Here is a 14,529-nt window from a genome sequence, read left to right as displayed (position 1 = left end):
GCAATGAGTAAAGAGACTAAAGGCAAATGCTAAAGGCACCTTACAGGTTAGGGAGGGGTGATTCCTCGCGCCCGACGGGTGAATTCCGCGTGCTCGTCCGGCGATTTCTGCGTGCCCGTTCGGGGTAATTCCGCGAAGTTACGCGGGGTGATTCCGCGTGGATAACATCGGCCCTTCACAGGGTTATCCACAACTGCCGCATCCACCTGTATGCTACTTTTCCTTGTACGGTACCGGAGGGGGCGATGGTAGCAGCAGCAAGCCACCCGTGACCTTTTTGACCCGCGCTTGTGGATAGACGGTAAGCGCATCTCGCAGAGCCAGCCGGAATGCCCTCTTGAAATCTTCGAGCGGATGCTTTCCTTGATACTCCTGACCGAACTGCTCGAAGAAGTTGCTCCAATAGACTAACGACCGCCCCGAAATACGGTGAAGTCGTTCGGCGAGCATCGTGTATACATCCATAGCAAGGGCTGATCCTCTTAACGCCTTCAGCGCGCGCCAGTCGAGTGGCACAGCGCGCTCGGCCAGCTCCGTGAAGTAGGATTCGGAGAGGATGATGGTTTGTGGCCATTCGAGCGGCTGCTCACCCTTCACCTGCCATGCTTCGATTTGCTCGAACGGCGAACTGTCTCTGGTAATCGCTTTCTCGCCAGCATTGAAGCCCAGCATCAAGCGGCTCGCGACGACCGCGAGCATCTGGCGCTTCAGCATCGTGTACGCCCCTTTCTTGCCGCCGGACGTGTCCTTGCCGAGCGTGCGCAGGAGCTCACGCCCGCTTCTGCCAAGTGATACTTCCGGGGAATCGAGGCGCTTCGCCGCCGCATTGATCCTTGAAAGTATTAAGCGCGGGAAAGACCCATATGGAACGGGCTGTTGCACAAAGCGCTCACCATCCCAAAGGCAGCCTGCAGTCACGCGGAGCGCCTTGTTACCACACCGCCGCTCGAAGACTGAGCCCTGGACTTCCGATCTGGGCAGCCCAAGTTGGCACATTGTCGAATGGAGGAACACGATGTTATCGCCGCTGGGTGGTTCGACCGCGATTTCGGACGCGGCCTCCAACAAACGGCGCATACGTGCAGTCGTGGAACATGAAGCGGTTGCAGAGGTTTTTCCGGTAGCGTGCTGAACGGTGTTCGAGCCAACGTCGCAGCTTTTGGCCGGCGATCGCCCATCATGGTCGAGAACAGGGTACAGATCGACCCGATATGGCATCCTGGCCGCAATAGCGGACGCCACCTCTGGCGGCATGCCTTTGCTGATCAGATAATGGCGGTAACCCTCGCGCCACAAAAGCAAGACACCGGGCGGATCGCCCACGAGGAAACGATTTGACATGACGCGTCCCCAGCTTACGCTTCAGCCCGCCGTGCGATCCGCTCCCGTAGCCAAGCCTCAATGTCGCATTCGAGCCACCCAACGGCCCGCTTTCCAATCTGGATGGGGCGGGGGAACTCCCCGTTTTGAATTGCTAAATAAATCCCGCTCTTGGAAAGGCCCGTGCGCTCTTGGACCTTCGGCCTGCGCAATACTCGGGATGTCTGTTGATCCTGTTGAGCCATTCTTGTGCCTCCATGTTCATCTGTGAACCAGTGGCACGTACAATAAGGCTGCCGAACAAGGAGAATTAGAACGAGTAACTGGCCATGCCCATCGACGAATCTTTATATGATCAGGCGCGACGATACGCGGTAGCGCTGCTTGCGGAAGGGCGTACGCGGCTGCGCGATCAAGAACCGTCAGTTCCTGGTGCCTTGGTCGCGGAAGTGTTCTGGTATATCGAGGCGATCCTTCCTCATTTGTCCCGATGCCAGCTAGAAAGCTTGATCCTTGAGACTGACCAAAACGGCGCTAATTGGCGAAAATATACCGTGGCTCGTGCCCGAACCGGGCGAGAGGCTCTGCGCTGGGAGCGCTGGGCAGCAACGCGGAGGCAAATGGCCCGACAAGAGGTAGCCGCAGATCGAAGGGCCAAGGAGCTGCGAAGTAGTGTGTCCGGAAACGAACTACTGGAAATTGTTGCTATTCAACCCGCGCGACCAGCGACAGCGAGTGATCGTGAAGTAATTTCTTCTGAGATAGATGCGCCAATCCGCAGCGGATGGATACCTCGAAAAATTTTCTTCACTGCCGAAGGGTTGCCTTTCTCAGCAATTGGATATTCACCCGCCGGCTGGTTATGTATCGATTCCGATGGCTCGTGCTTATCGGACCAGGGATTGCTGCCATCCCATGCATCGAATGACAAGGCAGATGGATCACCAATGTCCTTTGGCCGCTTGTTTGAAGTACTCTTCCAGGCCCACAAACTGCTTGCCGCCCATAACCAACAACGTTGCAAAGGTGACGCTCAACGTCTCGAGCGTATGATCAACCGACATCGATCCGCACTTTGGGCGCAATTACGCATTATTGCCGCATGGCAGGCGTGCCATCGTATTTTGCGTAGAAAGCTAATTCTGGGAGACCGGCTGAAAAATGAGCGAGAAGCTTTCGAGTTGGAGTTCGAAGAATGTGAACGCTCCATTTTCGGCTTCTTCAAGTGAGCCGATGCTCCTCAGCCGCACGTAGATTCTCCGCCCAGGCATCCATGATCTTGCGTCGCTCTTCTACCAGAAGCGCCTTGTTATACGTCGCGCGGACTTTGTTGCTCTCGACGTGCGCCAGTTGGCGCTCGATCGCATCGGGCCTGAATCCTTGTTCGTTGGCCCAGGTCGAGAAGGTCGTCCTCCAGCAGTGCGGAGTGGTTTGCGGACCGAGGTTCATGTCCCGCATCGCATAGGTCAACCGGTTGGGTGTGGTGAAGCCCTCGCCGCTTCGATGGGGAAACAGATAGCGCCCATTGCCGGTAATCGGGCGAAGCTCGTCGAGCAGGCGCAAGACGGGCTCGGACAGTGGACTGACATGATCACGGCGCGCTTTCATCTTCTCGGCCGGACGCCGCCACAAACGGGCTTCGAGATCGAATTCCGACCACTCTGCGTCCGCCGCCTCACCGGGACGGCAAGCCGTCAGTGCGATCAGCCGAAGACAGATTGCGGTTTCAGGGTAGCCACGATAGGCGCGCAGCTTGTGGTAGAACTCGCGAATCTGAGCCGGGGTCATCACCGCCTTGCTTTGACTGGCCGGAATGCGCAGCAGCCCTTTCAGCCCAGGGATGGGATTCAAATCGGCCAGACCATGGACGACGGCGTACTCGAAGATCGCCGAGAGATCACCCTTAACGTGGATACCAGCCCAAGCGCCATGTTCCTTGCACGCCAGCAGGATCGGCCTGATTTCATTGGGTCCAATCTCGTTCATGGGGAGGGCGTCGAGCTTGGGTGACAGAAATTTCCTGATCCGCGACTCCTTCGTTCGATACGAGCCCTCGGTGTAGTGAGGCTTGGCGTCTGCAAGATAGGCGGCAGACACCTTGGCGAACGAGCTCTTCATGGCGCGCTTCCGGGCTGCGGCCTCGTCGATATTTCTCTGCCGCTCGTCTTTCCGGTGATGGGATGGGTTGATCCCTTGCTTGATCAGTTCTTTGGCGGCGTCGCGCGCCGCTCTGGCCTCGGCGAGGCCGACGGCGGGGTAAGTCCCGATGGCGAACAGGCCCTCCTTTCCACCGAGGCGGAACTTGAGGCGCCATAGCTTGGAACCGGATTTATTTACCAAAAGGAAAAGCCCGCCACCATCGCCTAGCTTGTAGGCGGCGTCGGCAGGCTTCGCTGTTCTGATTTTGGCGTCAGTGAGGAGGTCCTTGGGCATGAGCGTCTTCGGTAGAGGGTTACATACCCCCACTCTACAGTAAACGTACCCCAACCTCTACCCCCAAATTTATTGGAACACTGGAATCTCTCTTGGACCTTCCTCGACCATTGACATCCAAAAATCTCTTTGAATTACAATAAGTTATAGCAAAATTATGTCCAGAAGGTCCAGTGCGGTCCATTGCAAACAGTCAGACGTTGAACAGGAAGTTCAACACATCCCCATCCTTGACGACGTATTCCTTGCCTTCCGCCCGCATCCGGCCCGCTTCCTTGGCGCCGGCTTCACCTTTGTAGGTGATGTAGTCGTCGTAGGAAATGGTCTGGGCACGGATGAAGCCGCGCTCGAAGTCGGTGTGGATCACGCCCGCGGCCTGCGGGGCGGTGGCGCCGACCTTCACGGTCCAGGCGCGCACTTCCTTCACGCCGGCGGTGAAATAGGTCTGCAGGCCGAGCAGCTTGTAGGCGGCGCGGATCAGGCGGTCCAGGCCCGGCTCTTCCATGCCCATGTCGGCCAGGAAGTCCTTCTTGTCCGCGTCGTCCATCTCGGCGATTTCCGATTCGATCGCGGCGGAGATGGCCACGATCGGCGCATTCTGCTTCTTCGCGAACTCGGTCAGCTTGTCCAGCAGCGGGTTATCGGTGAAACCGGTGTCCGACACATTGGCGACATACATCGCTGGCTTGGCGGTGATCAGGTGCAGTTCGCGAATCAAGGCCATCTCGTCGGCGTCCAGGCCCAGGGTGCGGACCGGCTGGCCTTCGTTCAGGTGCGGCAGCATGCGTTCGCAGATTGCCACCAGCTTGGCGGCATCCTTGTCGCCCGAGCGCGCCTTCTTGTTCTCGCGGTGGATCGCTTTCTCGACGGCGCCCAGGTCGGCCAGCGCCAGTTCGGTCTGGATGACTTCGATGTCGTCGATCGGGCTGACCTTGCCGGCCACGTGGATCACGTTGTCATCTTCGAAGCAGCGCACCACGTTGACGATCGCATCGGTCTCGCGGATGTGCGACAGGAACTGGTTGCCCAGGCCCTCGCCCTTCGACGCACCGGCCACCAGGCCTGCGATGTCGACGAATTCGACGATGGCCGGCACGACGCGTTCCGGCTTGACGATGTCAGCCAGCGCCTGCATGCGCGGATCCGGCACCTCGACCACGCCGACGTTCGGCTCGATGGTGCAGAACGGATAGTTTTCAGCCGGGATGCCGGCCTTGGTCAGGGCGTTGAACAGGGTGGACTTGCCGACGTTCGGCAGGCCGACGATGCCGCATTGGAGACTCATGGGAACTCTTTCTATTCGGTGAAAGCGGAGCGTGATTGATGCCTGCTCCAAAACCCCACATTGTAACCTCGGACGGGCCACGTTGCCGAAAAAAACGGCGTGATTCGCCCCTGCTGTTGTGTCCGCTTACAGGGAGGAATGCGTGTAAAAGCGCGTATTTTTGCCGGGTTTATAGCTGATAAGATCAAAAACCCACATTTTCTGGAATCTTATGTCGCTCCAAGCATGGCAAGGCATCACCGCTACCCTGTCCGCATCGGGAGTGCTACGGTGAGTCGCATGCGCAAGGCCTGGTGGCGCCTGCCCATGCTGCTGGCGCTGCTCCTGCTGGCCTACCTGGCAGTGGCCGCCAGCTGGGCATGGAGCGCCTTCGACGACGCGCGCCGCCAGGCTCCGCTGACGGAGACTATCGAACTGTCCAACCGCCAGGCAGCAGTCCTGCTGCGCGTCGAAGACCCGGATTTCTACGGACATCATGGATTGAGCCTCGGCCAGGGCCAGGGCCTGGCCACCATTTCATCGGCGCTCGCGCGTGAACTGTTCCTCGGCAAGGACCGGCTCGACGGTGTGCCCGGCCTGATGCAGACGTTTTATCGTGGCGTGTTCGACTGCTGCAAGCGCATCGACCTGGGCCGCGACGTGATGGCGCTGGTGCTGGACGCCAGGATGTCCAAAGGCGAACAGCTGCAGCGCTATACCGCCACCGTCTACATGGGCACGCATGAAGGGCAGCAGGTCAAGGGGCTGATGCAGGCCGCGCGCAGCTACCTGGGCAAGCCGCTCGATGCGACGACGGACGAGGAATTCATCCGACTGGTAGCGATGATCAAGGCGCCCAACCACTACCATCCCTCGCGCAACGCGGCGGCGCTGGACGAGCGCGCGGCGCGTATCCAGGCGCTGCTGCTCGGCAGCTGCACGCCCGACGGCTGGTTCGATACCGATTACGAGGGCTGCGCGTCCTAGATCGGCTTGATCAATGACAGGTCGGGCTTGGCCACGAACGCGGCCAGCTCGTCGCGCAGGCGCTGCCCCTCCCCCATCGCGCGCTGCCAGTTGCGAATACGCTCGTCATGGTCGAGTCCATAGAACTTGAAGTCCGCCCGGTCCGGCAGCTTGGCGCGCGGCAGGGTGCGCAGGAATTCGCTTGATGGCGAAACGATCAGCACATTGTCGAGCCAATGGCGGTGCGCGCGTCCCGCGCGGCGCCACGGGAAGCCCTTGTCGAGCCAGCCCGGCACGATGTGCTGCGTGAAGTGCGGGTACAGCACCAGGTTGCCCTTTCCCTCCCCCGCCGCTTTCGCATAGGGCAAGGCCAGGTGGTAGTCGATGATGCCGCCGTCCCAGTAACAGCCCGGCGGCAGCTCGGCGATGCCGGTGACCGGCTTCATGATGAGCGGCAGCGTGCCCGAGGCCAGCAGGCTGGCCGCCAGGTTCTGGCGCGTGAGCGAGGAAAAATGCGTGGTGAAGGCGTCGAAGCGCTCGCGCAGCCAGGGCGCCTGCGCACGCGCATCGCCGATCACCACGCGTTCCATCATGCGGCCCAGCCAGGCGCGCGAGCAGGCATTGTGCAGCGCCGCCGCGGCGAAGCCGCGCAGTTCGGCACGCGCGTGCGCCGGCGATCCCAAGCTGCCCTTGCCGCGCACCGCCAGCAGGTGCAGGCGGTGGTGCGGGTGGCTGACGATGTCGTCCTCGTGGCCGCGCACGAATTCAGCCAGCAGGCCCTGCACCACCTCGTTGATCTGCTGCTGGGTCGGCTTCTTGCTGGTGTAGCGCTGGCCCGCGTACAGCTCGCCCAGGCGCGCGAAGGCCTTGACCGGGTCGCGCTGGCAGGCCGCGGCCATGCGCCAGGCGCCGATCGAGGAACCGATCAGCACGCGCTCGCGCGGCGCGCCGGGGAGCCATTCGCCGAACATCCATTGGTCGAGCGCCTGGAAGATCAATCCTTTGGGGCCGCCGGCTGCGGCCGGCACGATGGCGATGTCCTGCGCGCGCAAGCCCTGCGCGCCGATCTGGGCCAGGGCCAGCGGCCCGGCGTGGAATGTGAGTGCCTTCATGGGCCGAAATTATGGCAGGAAGAAGCTACTTGCGCAGACTCAAGGGTGGCTCCGAGGCGCTGCGTAACATGGATCGGTCGCTTTTGCGGAGCCCGCCATGCCCTTTCGACTCGTCTTGTTCCTGGTGTTGCTGTTTGCCTGCGTTCGCATGGCGGCAGCCGACGGCGGCACCGACCCTTCGGTGATGATCGAGCGGCACACTCAGCACTTCACGGTCGACGCCGACGGCGCCTACACCCTCGATGTCGAGCTGGTCAAAACCATCATTGCGCCGTCCGCCGTCGAACAGCATGCCGAGCAGTTCGTCAGCTTCAATGGCTCGCTCGACAGGGTGGAATCCATCGAAGCATGGACCATCAAGCCCGACGGGCGCCGCGTGGCGGTCGGGCCGCAGCAGATCCGCGACCAGCACGAAGCGGCATCGCTCGACGCTCCCATGTTCCAGGACACGCGCCTGAAAGTGGTCATCTTCCCCGGCGTGCAGGCCGGCGACACGCTCACCCTGCGCTATCGGCTGCGGCGCCATACGCCGCTATTTCCCGGCCAGTTCGAAGATTTCACGGTGGCCCGCCCCTACCGCCACAAGGACTTCCGGCTCACCTACGATCTACCGGCCTCGATGACGCTGCAGGCCGACGCCGTCGGCTTCGTACCGGTGGCCCTTGAGGGTGCCCCGGGCCGCCGCCGCCATGCCTTCCGCTACGTGGACGGCGACAACGGGCGCATCGAGCAAGGCTCGGTAAGCTACCTCGACTATGGCCGTCGGCTGGCGGTCTCCACCTTCCCCGACTACCCGGCCTTCGCGCAGGCCTACCATGCGCGCGCCATGGCGGCCGCCAGGCCGGATGCGGCGATCGCGGCGCTGGCAAGCCAGCTCACGCAAGGGCTCGACGACACGCGGGCGCGCGCGATCGCGCTGTCGGACTGGGTACGGCGCAATATCCGCTACGTCGCGGTCTACCTGGGTCCGGGCGGCGTGGTGCCGCATGCGGCTTCTTCCGTGCTGGCGAATCGTTATGGCGACTGCAAGGATCACGCGGTGCTGCTGCAGGCCCTGCTGGCAGCAAGCGGCATTTCGTCGAGCGCCGCGCTGGTCAACGGCGACGATGCCTACCGCCTGCCCGCGGTGCCCACGCTAGGCGTGCTGAACCACGTGATCGTCTATGTGCCGCAGTTGCAGCTCTTCCTCGACCCGACCGCCGACACGGTCGCGGGCGGTTTTTTGCCGCCCGCCCTGCTCGGCAAGCCGGTGCTGCTGGCCGACTCCGGCAGTTTTGCGGTCACGCCGGTGTACCAGCCGGCGCGCAGCCGCACCATGACGCGCTTCGATATCGCGCGCGACGGCAGCAGCCGCTTCCATGTCCGGCGCACCAGCGGCGGCGCCATCGCGGAACCCTACCGCCAGGCGGTGCGCGGCACGCCCCAGTCCGAGCGCGAGCGCTTCGTGCGGCGCATGTTGGCAGGGCTGGGGCAGACGGGGGATGGCCTGTTCGAGCCGGGCGAGACCGACAGCGCCGGCAAGGCCTCGCCGCGGGACGACTACACGCTGGGCTTTTCCGGTGCGACGGACGGCTTCGTCCGGCTGCCGGGTCCGGCCGCGCTGGCCACCACCTACAATTTCTGGGGCGGACTGGGCGACGCGGTATTCGACCTGCGACGCGAGCCGGAGCGGCGTCAGGAATTCGTCTGCCCCGCCATCGATGCCGAGGACGAGCTGCGCTATGCGCTGCCGCCGCGCACCCGGGTGCTGGCGCTACCCAAAGGGGTGACGGTGGATGACGGCAGGTTCTTCTACCGCTCGCAGTATGCGCGGCAGGGCAATGAGGTGGTGGTAAAGCGCCGCCTGCAGTTCCGCCACACGGCGGCCACCTGCACGCCGGAAGACTACCGGCAGATGCGGCCGGCGCTCGAGCGCATGATGGGCGACCTGCGCGGGCAGGTCGTGGTGCAGGGACGCTAGCGCGGAACGCCTGCCGGGTGCATGCTCAGGCGGTATGCAGCTGCATCGTCGCCACGTCCATCTTGCCTTCGCAGCACAGCGGAATGACGCGCAGGGCCTTGTCGATCGATTCCTCGATCAGGGTCTGCTCTTCGCGGCGCGGACGGTGCAGCACGAAGTCGGCCACGCCCTGCTGCAGGTTCAGGCTGCGCGGGTGACCGATGCCAAGGCGCAGGCGCCAGTATTCCTGGGTGCCGAGGCTTGACGTGATGTCCTTCAGGCCATTGTGCCCGCCGGAAGAGCCGCCCTTTTTCAGCTTGGCCACGCCCGGCAGCAGGTCGAGCTCGTCGTGCACGACCAGCACTTCGTCCGGATTGATTTTATAAAAGCGCGCCAGCGCGCCGACCGACTGGCCGGAGCGGTTCATGTAGGTCAGCGGTTCCAGCAGCCAGACTTCATTGCCCGCGATCCGGGTCTTCGCCACCATCGCGTTGAAGCGCGATTCGCGCTGCAGGCGGCAGCCCGGCAGCGAATTGGCGAGGTTGTCGACCAGCCAGAAGCCGGCGTTGTGGCGGGTTTGTTCGTATTCCGGGCCCGGGTTGCCGAGGCCGACGATCAGACGGATGGACATGCGCTGTCTACTTTGATTCTAGGAAAAACAGGATTATCGCTGAAAAACGCCGAGGCAAGCGCCGTGACCCGGTGCGGGGACGGGCGTTCGCACGGCCGGGAACCGCCCATCCGGAAGACTTGTCCAAGTCTGGCACCTGAACAGTTCCACCGACAAGACCGACGTGAGGGGACAACATGGGAACCCGATTAGGCGAGCTGGTTGAACGTTTCGGCGGACGACTGGAGGGCGATGCCGACATCGAAGTCACGGCGATCACCCCGCTGGACCGTGCCGGCGCCTCGGACATCAGTTTTCTCAGCAACAGCAAGCTGCGCGCGCTGGCCGCGCACAGCCACGCCGCGGCGCTGATCCTCTCGCCCGCGGACGAACCCGAGGTGGCCGCCGCCTTCTCGGGCGCGCGCATCGTCACCGCCAATCCCTATGCCTACTTCGCCCGGACGGCGCAGTACTTCGATTCTGCACACTTGCCGTCAGCCGAACCGGGCATTCATCCGACGGCGGCGGTACACGCCACTGCGCAGGTCGATCCCACGGCCCATATCGGCCCGCACGTGACGGTCGAGGCAGGTGCCGTCATCAAGGCCGGCGCGGCCGTCGATGCCGGCTGCTACATCGGGCGCGAGGCGGTCATCGGCGAAGGCACCCATCTGTTCGCCAACGTGAGCTTCCATGCGCGCTGCGTTATCGGCGCGCGCGGCATCATCCATTCGGGAGCAGTCATCGGCGGTGACGGTTTCGGCTTCGCCGTAGAAGACGGCGTATACATCAAGATTCCGCAGACCGGCCGCGTCGTCATCGGCGACGACGTCGACATCGGTTCGAATACGACGGTCGACCGCGGTGCGCTCGACGATACCGTGATCGAGGACGGGGTCAAGCTCGACAACCAGATCCAGATTGGCCACAACTGCCACATCGGCGCCCACACGGCCATGGCCGGCTGCGTCGGCGTCGCCGGCAGCGCCAGGATCGGCCGGCATTGCACCTTCGGCGGCGCGGCCATGATCAACGGGCACATCGAGATCGTCGACAACGTGCATATCACGGCCGCCACGATGGTGCCGAACTCCATTACCGAACCTGGCCGGTACACGGGCTATTTTCCCGTCGCCAGGAACGCCGACTGGGAACGCATCGCCGTGCTCGTGCGCAAGCTGTCCAGCATGCGCGAGAAAGTCCGGGCCCTGGAGAAAGCGGTGCGAGCGCTGGCTGGGGAAAAGTAAAACAAAAAACCCGCCGGGCACGCCACGGCGGGTTTTCGATTCCAGCAAGCCGCGTAGCGGCTGGCAAGGAAAGGTATTACTCGGCAGCGGCTTCAGCCGATGCTGCGCCACGCGGGATCGAGGTGGTCACCAGGGTCAGGTTCTGGCCGTGGGTCAGCGCGGTCACGCCTTCCGGCAGGGTCAGGTCGTTCACGTGGACCGACTGGCCGGCTTCCAGCTTGCTCAGGTCGACTTCGATGAACTCCGGCAGTTTGCCCGGCAGGCAAGCCACTTCCAGTTCGTTGGCGACGTGCGAGATCACAGCGCTGCTCAGCTTGACGGCCGGCGAGATGTCGGCGTTGACGAAGTGCAGGGAGACCTTGGTGTGGATCGGCTTCGATGCGTCGACGCGCTGGAAGTCAGCGTGCAGGACCAGTTGCTTGTATGCGTGCATCTGGAAGTCGCGCAGCAGGACTTGCTGGGTCTTGCCTTCGATGTCGAGGTCCAAGACCGAACCGTGGAAAGCTTCTTTCTTGAGCGCGTGGAACAGCGCGTTGCCATCCAGAGCGATCAGTTGCGGGGCTTCGGCGCCACCGTAGATGATGCCCGGGGTCTGGCCAGCGTTGCGCAGGCGGCGGCTCGCTCCGGTCCCCTGCTGAGTGCGGTTGAATGCGACTACTTTCATGTGAAACTCCAAAATAAACGGGTCCGAATGCCGGGAATTCCCGACCCGGTAACCCAGTGGTGACCACCCCGCGACCAGGGCAGTCGTGAACAAGCGCCATGCTGCGCGCTCAAGATACTTGTGGGCGGACGCCATGCGGCGTCCGAACGACCAAACCCAAGATGTTACAACGGCGCGCCGGCCGTGTCAGCCAGGCGCGCCGCGAAAAACGGTGCAGTGTTGCTTAATCGACGAACAGCGAGATGACCGAGTCGCCCTTGACGATCCGCTTGAAGGTCTCGGCCAGCAGCGGTGCGCAGGTCAGCTGGCGGATCTTGGTGCAAGCGGCGCCGGCTTCGCTCAGCGGGATGGTGTCGGTGACGACCAGCTCGTCGAGCGGGGAATTCTGGATGCGTTCAATTGCCGGACCCGACAGGACCGGGTGCGTGCAGTAAGCAACGACTTTCTTCGCGCCGCGCTCTTTCAGCACTTCGGCGGCCTTGCACAGCGTGCCGGCGGTGTCGACCATGTCGTCCATGATCACGCAGTTGCGGCCTTCGACTTCACCGATGATGTTCATGACTTCCGACACGTTCGCCTTCGGGCGGCGCTTGTCGATGATCGCCAGGTCGCAGCCGAGGCGCTTGGCCAGTGCACGGGCGCGCACCACGCCGCCGACGTCCGGCGACACGACCAGCAGGTCGTCGTAGTTGCGCTTCTGCAGGTCACCCAGCAGGATCGGCGATGCGTAGATGTTGTCGACCGGGATGTCGAAGAAACCCTGGATCTGGTCGGCGTGCAGGTCCATGATCAGGACGCGCTCGACGCCGGCTTCTTCCAGCATGTTAGCGACGACCTTGGCCGAGATCGCCACGCGCGCCGAGCGCGGGCGGCGGTCCTGGCGGGCGTAGCCGAAGTAAGGGATGGCGGCGGTGATGCGGCCTGCCGATGCGCGCTTGAGCGCGTCGACCATCAGGATGATTTCCATCAGGTTGTCGTTGGTCGGTGCGCAGGTCGACTGCAGGACGAAGACATCCTTGCCGCGCACGTTCTCGTTGATTTCGACCATGACTTCGCCGTCCGAGAACTTCGAAACGACTGCTTTGCCGAGTGGAATGCCGAGGTTTTTGGCGACCCCCTCTGCTAGTGCCGGATTAGCGTTGCCGGTAAAAACCATCAGGTTTTCGTAAGCCATGGAGGGAGTCCCAAGATATGCGTTGTTGATACTGGAAAAACAATCAGCCGGATGAACCGGCTGATTAGCTTATGGATGCAGGCCGAACGCTGCACCGCTGTCTATCCCGCTGGAGGATCATGCCTCGACAGCCGGGAAAACTTTGGCAGGGGAACAAGGATTCGAACCTTGGAATGCCGGAATCAAAATCCGGTGCCTTAACCAACTTGGCGATTCCCCTACACGACTGAACTGCTTGCCGTTACATTCTACGTATTTTAACGTCTAACGTCGCGACAGGCAAAATTTTATTCTACAACTCGTTGATTTGCAAGAGCGATTTCATCGGGTGGCTCGTCAGCGAATGCGCTTTCCATGCTTTCCACCGTGCCGGCACTTGTGCCAGAACCTGGTCCGCTTCGCGCTCGCCGGAGAAGGCACAAAACACACATGCCCCCGAGCCAGTCATCCTGGCATCGCCGTAACCGCTCAACCATTTCACCGCCTCTGCTACCGGCGGGAACAGGCGCTCAGCCACGTCCTGCAAATCATTTTTCCCGAAGCCAATCTGCTTGCCTGAAACAGCGAGGCTGCTGGAAAAGTCCGCTATTGTAACGGGCTTCGTATCCCGCGTCAAATCGTGCGCGGAAAAAATTGCCGGGGTAGGCACCGTAACGCCCGGCTCCAGCACCACGTACCAGCAGTCCGGGCCGGGTACCGCGCGCAGGGCTTCGCCCACCCCTTCCACAAACGCGGTCTCGCCGAACAGGAAGAAGGGAATGTCGGCGCCGAGCGGCAACCCCAGGTCCATCAGTTCCTGTTGCGTCAACCCGGCCCGCCACAGGTGGTTGGCCGCCATCAGCGCGGTCGCGGCATCCGAGGAGCCACCGCCCAGCCCGCCGCCCATCGGCAGGACCTTCTCGATCGCGACCTCGATGCCCGGCGGCAGGCGGCCATGGCGGCGCGCATATTCCTTCTGCAGCAGGCGCAGCGCGCGCACGATCAGGTCCTGGTCCGGCGGCACGCCCGGCACCTCGGTCTTGCGCACGATGCGTTCATCGTCGCGCAGATCGAAATGCAGGGTGTCGCCGTGGTCGATCAGCTGGAACACGCTTTGCAGCAGGTGGTAGCCGTCGGCGCGGCGGCCGGTGACGTGCAGGAACAGGTTGAGCTTGGCCGGAGCCAGGCAATGGTGAAGCGAACGCATGAATCTTATCCCTGCCCTGCCGGATTGACGACGATACGGATCTGCAGGTCCTGGATGTCTCCCGCCGCGGCGCGCTCGGCATGGATCACGCGCGGCGCTGGCTGGGCAGCGTTCGGGTCTTGCCACTCGACGAAGCGCAAGCGCCAGCCATCCCTGGTAAGGACCTCGTTGCGCGCTGGCGAGGCGACGAAGCGCTGGCCCTGGCCGTCCACGGCATAGCCCTGCAGCCAGTCGCGCAGCCCGGCCACCGGCAGCGGCCAGCCCAGGGTGCGCTGGGTCAGCGTGTCGATATCGGCTTCGCTCACCGGCGCGCGGCCCGACTGGGTCAGCGTTGCGGATTTCGGCGTGACTTCAATGGTGGCAATGGTCTGGCCCAGCGGGTTGGCCAGCGTGACGTCGACGCGGCCCGGACGCTGTGTCCAGTCGTAATTGCCGGTCAGGGATTCCTGCCTGCCCTCCTTCTGGTAGTTCACCGACAAGCGGCCGCTCAGGTCGATGCTGTCGCGGTAGGCGCCCACGGTGGCGACGTTGGAGCTGGTAGTGGCACAGCCGGCAAGGATGGCAGCGCAGGCGAACAGGAACAGGCGTCGGGTAATCGGCATCGGCAAATGGGG

14 protein-coding genes and 1 tRNA gene are annotated in these 14,529 nt (G+C 62.8%); 4 read left to right on the top strand and 11 right to left on the bottom strand.

Annotation, left to right across the window (positions count from 1 at the left end; all coding sequences use genetic code 11):
* Window positions 1-213: 213 nt before the first annotated feature.
* Both MasN3_RS03675 and MasN3_RS03670 read right to left on the bottom strand, forming a co-directional pair.
* Window positions 214-1,341 (bottom strand): replication protein RepA, encoded by a 1,128-nt coding sequence (locus tag MasN3_RS03675; RefSeq protein WP_281912415.1) that lies wholly within the window; start codon window positions 1,339-1,341, stop codon window positions 214-216.
* A 14-nt stretch (window positions 1,342-1,355) separates the two neighbouring features.
* Window positions 1,356-1,565 (bottom strand): helix-turn-helix transcriptional regulator, encoded by a 210-nt coding sequence (locus MasN3_RS03670; RefSeq protein ID WP_281912413.1) that lies wholly within the window; start codon window positions 1,563-1,565, stop codon window positions 1,356-1,358.
* 84 nt (window positions 1,566-1,649) lie between these two features.
* On the opposite strand from MasN3_RS03670, the gene MasN3_RS03665 reads away from it, so the two are divergent.
* Complete coding sequence (locus MasN3_RS03665; RefSeq protein WP_281912411.1) at window positions 1,650-2,549, top strand: hypothetical protein; 900 nt, start codon at window positions 1,650-1,652, stop codon at window positions 2,547-2,549.
* Here MasN3_RS03665 and MasN3_RS03660 read toward each other — a convergent pair.
* Window positions 2,542-3,753, bottom strand: coding sequence for a tyrosine-type recombinase/integrase (locus MasN3_RS03660; protein WP_281912409.1), 1,212 nt, complete (start codon window positions 3,751-3,753; stop codon window positions 2,542-2,544). The two genes, MasN3_RS03665 and MasN3_RS03660, sit on opposite strands and share 8 nt — an antisense overlap.
* 193 nt (window positions 3,754-3,946) lie before the next feature.
* A complete protein-coding gene (gene ychF / locus MasN3_RS03655; RefSeq protein ID WP_281912406.1) occupies window positions 3,947-5,038 on the bottom strand; it encodes a redox-regulated ATPase YchF in 1,092 nt (363 codons plus the stop codon).
* A gap of 279 nt (window positions 5,039-5,317) precedes the next feature.
* Between ychF and MasN3_RS03650 the strand changes: the two genes are divergently transcribed.
* Window positions 5,318-6,004 (top strand): transglycosylase domain-containing protein, encoded by a 687-nt coding sequence (locus tag MasN3_RS03650; RefSeq protein WP_281914625.1) that lies wholly within the window; start codon window positions 5,318-5,320, stop codon window positions 6,002-6,004.
* Here the strand turns inward: MasN3_RS03650 and MasN3_RS03645 are convergent.
* Entirely contained in the window at window positions 6,001-7,095 is a 1,095-nt protein-coding gene (locus tag MasN3_RS03645) for a patatin-like phospholipase family protein (protein ID WP_281912404.1), read from the bottom strand. The two genes, MasN3_RS03650 and MasN3_RS03645, sit on opposite strands and share 4 nt — an antisense overlap.
* Before the next feature lie 97 nt (window positions 7,096-7,192).
* Between MasN3_RS03645 and MasN3_RS03640 the strand changes: the two genes are divergently transcribed.
* Window positions 7,193-9,055 carry a DUF3857 and transglutaminase domain-containing protein gene (locus MasN3_RS03640; RefSeq protein WP_281912402.1) on the top strand — a complete coding sequence of 621 codons (1,863 nt, stop codon included), beginning with the start codon at window positions 7,193-7,195 and terminating at the stop codon, window positions 9,053-9,055.
* A gap of 25 nt (window positions 9,056-9,080) precedes the next feature.
* On the opposite strand, the gene pth is transcribed toward MasN3_RS03640, so the two are convergent.
* Entirely contained in the window at window positions 9,081-9,665 is a 585-nt protein-coding gene (gene pth, locus MasN3_RS03635; protein ID WP_281912400.1) for an aminoacyl-tRNA hydrolase, read from the bottom strand.
* A 176-nt stretch (window positions 9,666-9,841) separates the two neighbouring features.
* Here pth and lpxD point away from each other — a divergent pair, with 176 nt between their 5' ends.
* Window positions 9,842-10,891, top strand: a complete 1,050-nt coding sequence (lpxD, locus tag MasN3_RS03630; RefSeq protein ID WP_281912398.1) for a UDP-3-O-(3-hydroxymyristoyl)glucosamine N-acyltransferase — start codon at window positions 9,842-9,844, stop codon at window positions 10,889-10,891.
* Between the two features lie 76 nt (window positions 10,892-10,967).
* Here the strand turns inward: lpxD and MasN3_RS03625 are convergent, their stop codons facing one another.
* The 5 genes from MasN3_RS03625 to MasN3_RS03605 all read right to left on the bottom strand — a co-directional run bounded on the left by MasN3_RS03625 (window position 10,968) and on the right by MasN3_RS03605 (window position 14,517).
* Window positions 10,968-11,555, bottom strand: a complete 588-nt coding sequence (locus tag MasN3_RS03625) for a 50S ribosomal protein L25/general stress protein Ctc (protein ID WP_281912396.1) — start codon at window positions 11,553-11,555, stop codon at window positions 10,968-10,970.
* Window positions 11,556-11,778: 223 nt separating this feature from the next.
* Entirely contained in the window at window positions 11,779-12,729 is a 951-nt protein-coding gene (locus tag MasN3_RS03620) for a ribose-phosphate pyrophosphokinase (RefSeq protein WP_281912394.1), read from the bottom strand.
* Between the two features lie 143 nt (window positions 12,730-12,872).
* Window positions 12,873-12,949: transfer RNA gene (locus tag MasN3_RS03615), tRNA-Gln, on the bottom strand.
* A gap of 72 nt (window positions 12,950-13,021) precedes the next feature.
* Window positions 13,022-13,915 carry a 4-(cytidine 5'-diphospho)-2-C-methyl-D-erythritol kinase gene (gene ispE / locus MasN3_RS03610; protein ID WP_281912393.1) on the bottom strand — a complete coding sequence of 298 codons (894 nt, stop codon included), beginning with the start codon at window positions 13,913-13,915 and terminating at the stop codon, window positions 13,022-13,024.
* Window positions 13,916-13,920: 5 nt separating this feature from the next.
* Window positions 13,921-14,517, bottom strand: a complete 597-nt coding sequence (locus tag MasN3_RS03605) for an outer membrane lipoprotein LolB (protein ID WP_281912392.1) — start codon at window positions 14,515-14,517, stop codon at window positions 13,921-13,923.
* Window positions 14,518-14,529: the final 12 nt, after the last annotated feature.

Origin of the sequence: Massilia varians, assembly GCF_027923905.1 — a bacterium.
In the GTDB taxonomy this organism is placed as follows: Bacteria; Pseudomonadota; Gammaproteobacteria; order Burkholderiales; family Burkholderiaceae_D; genus Telluria; species Telluria varians_B.
Note: the sequence above shows the minus strand (reverse complement) of the source record. Positions and strands in the feature narration are given on the sequence as shown.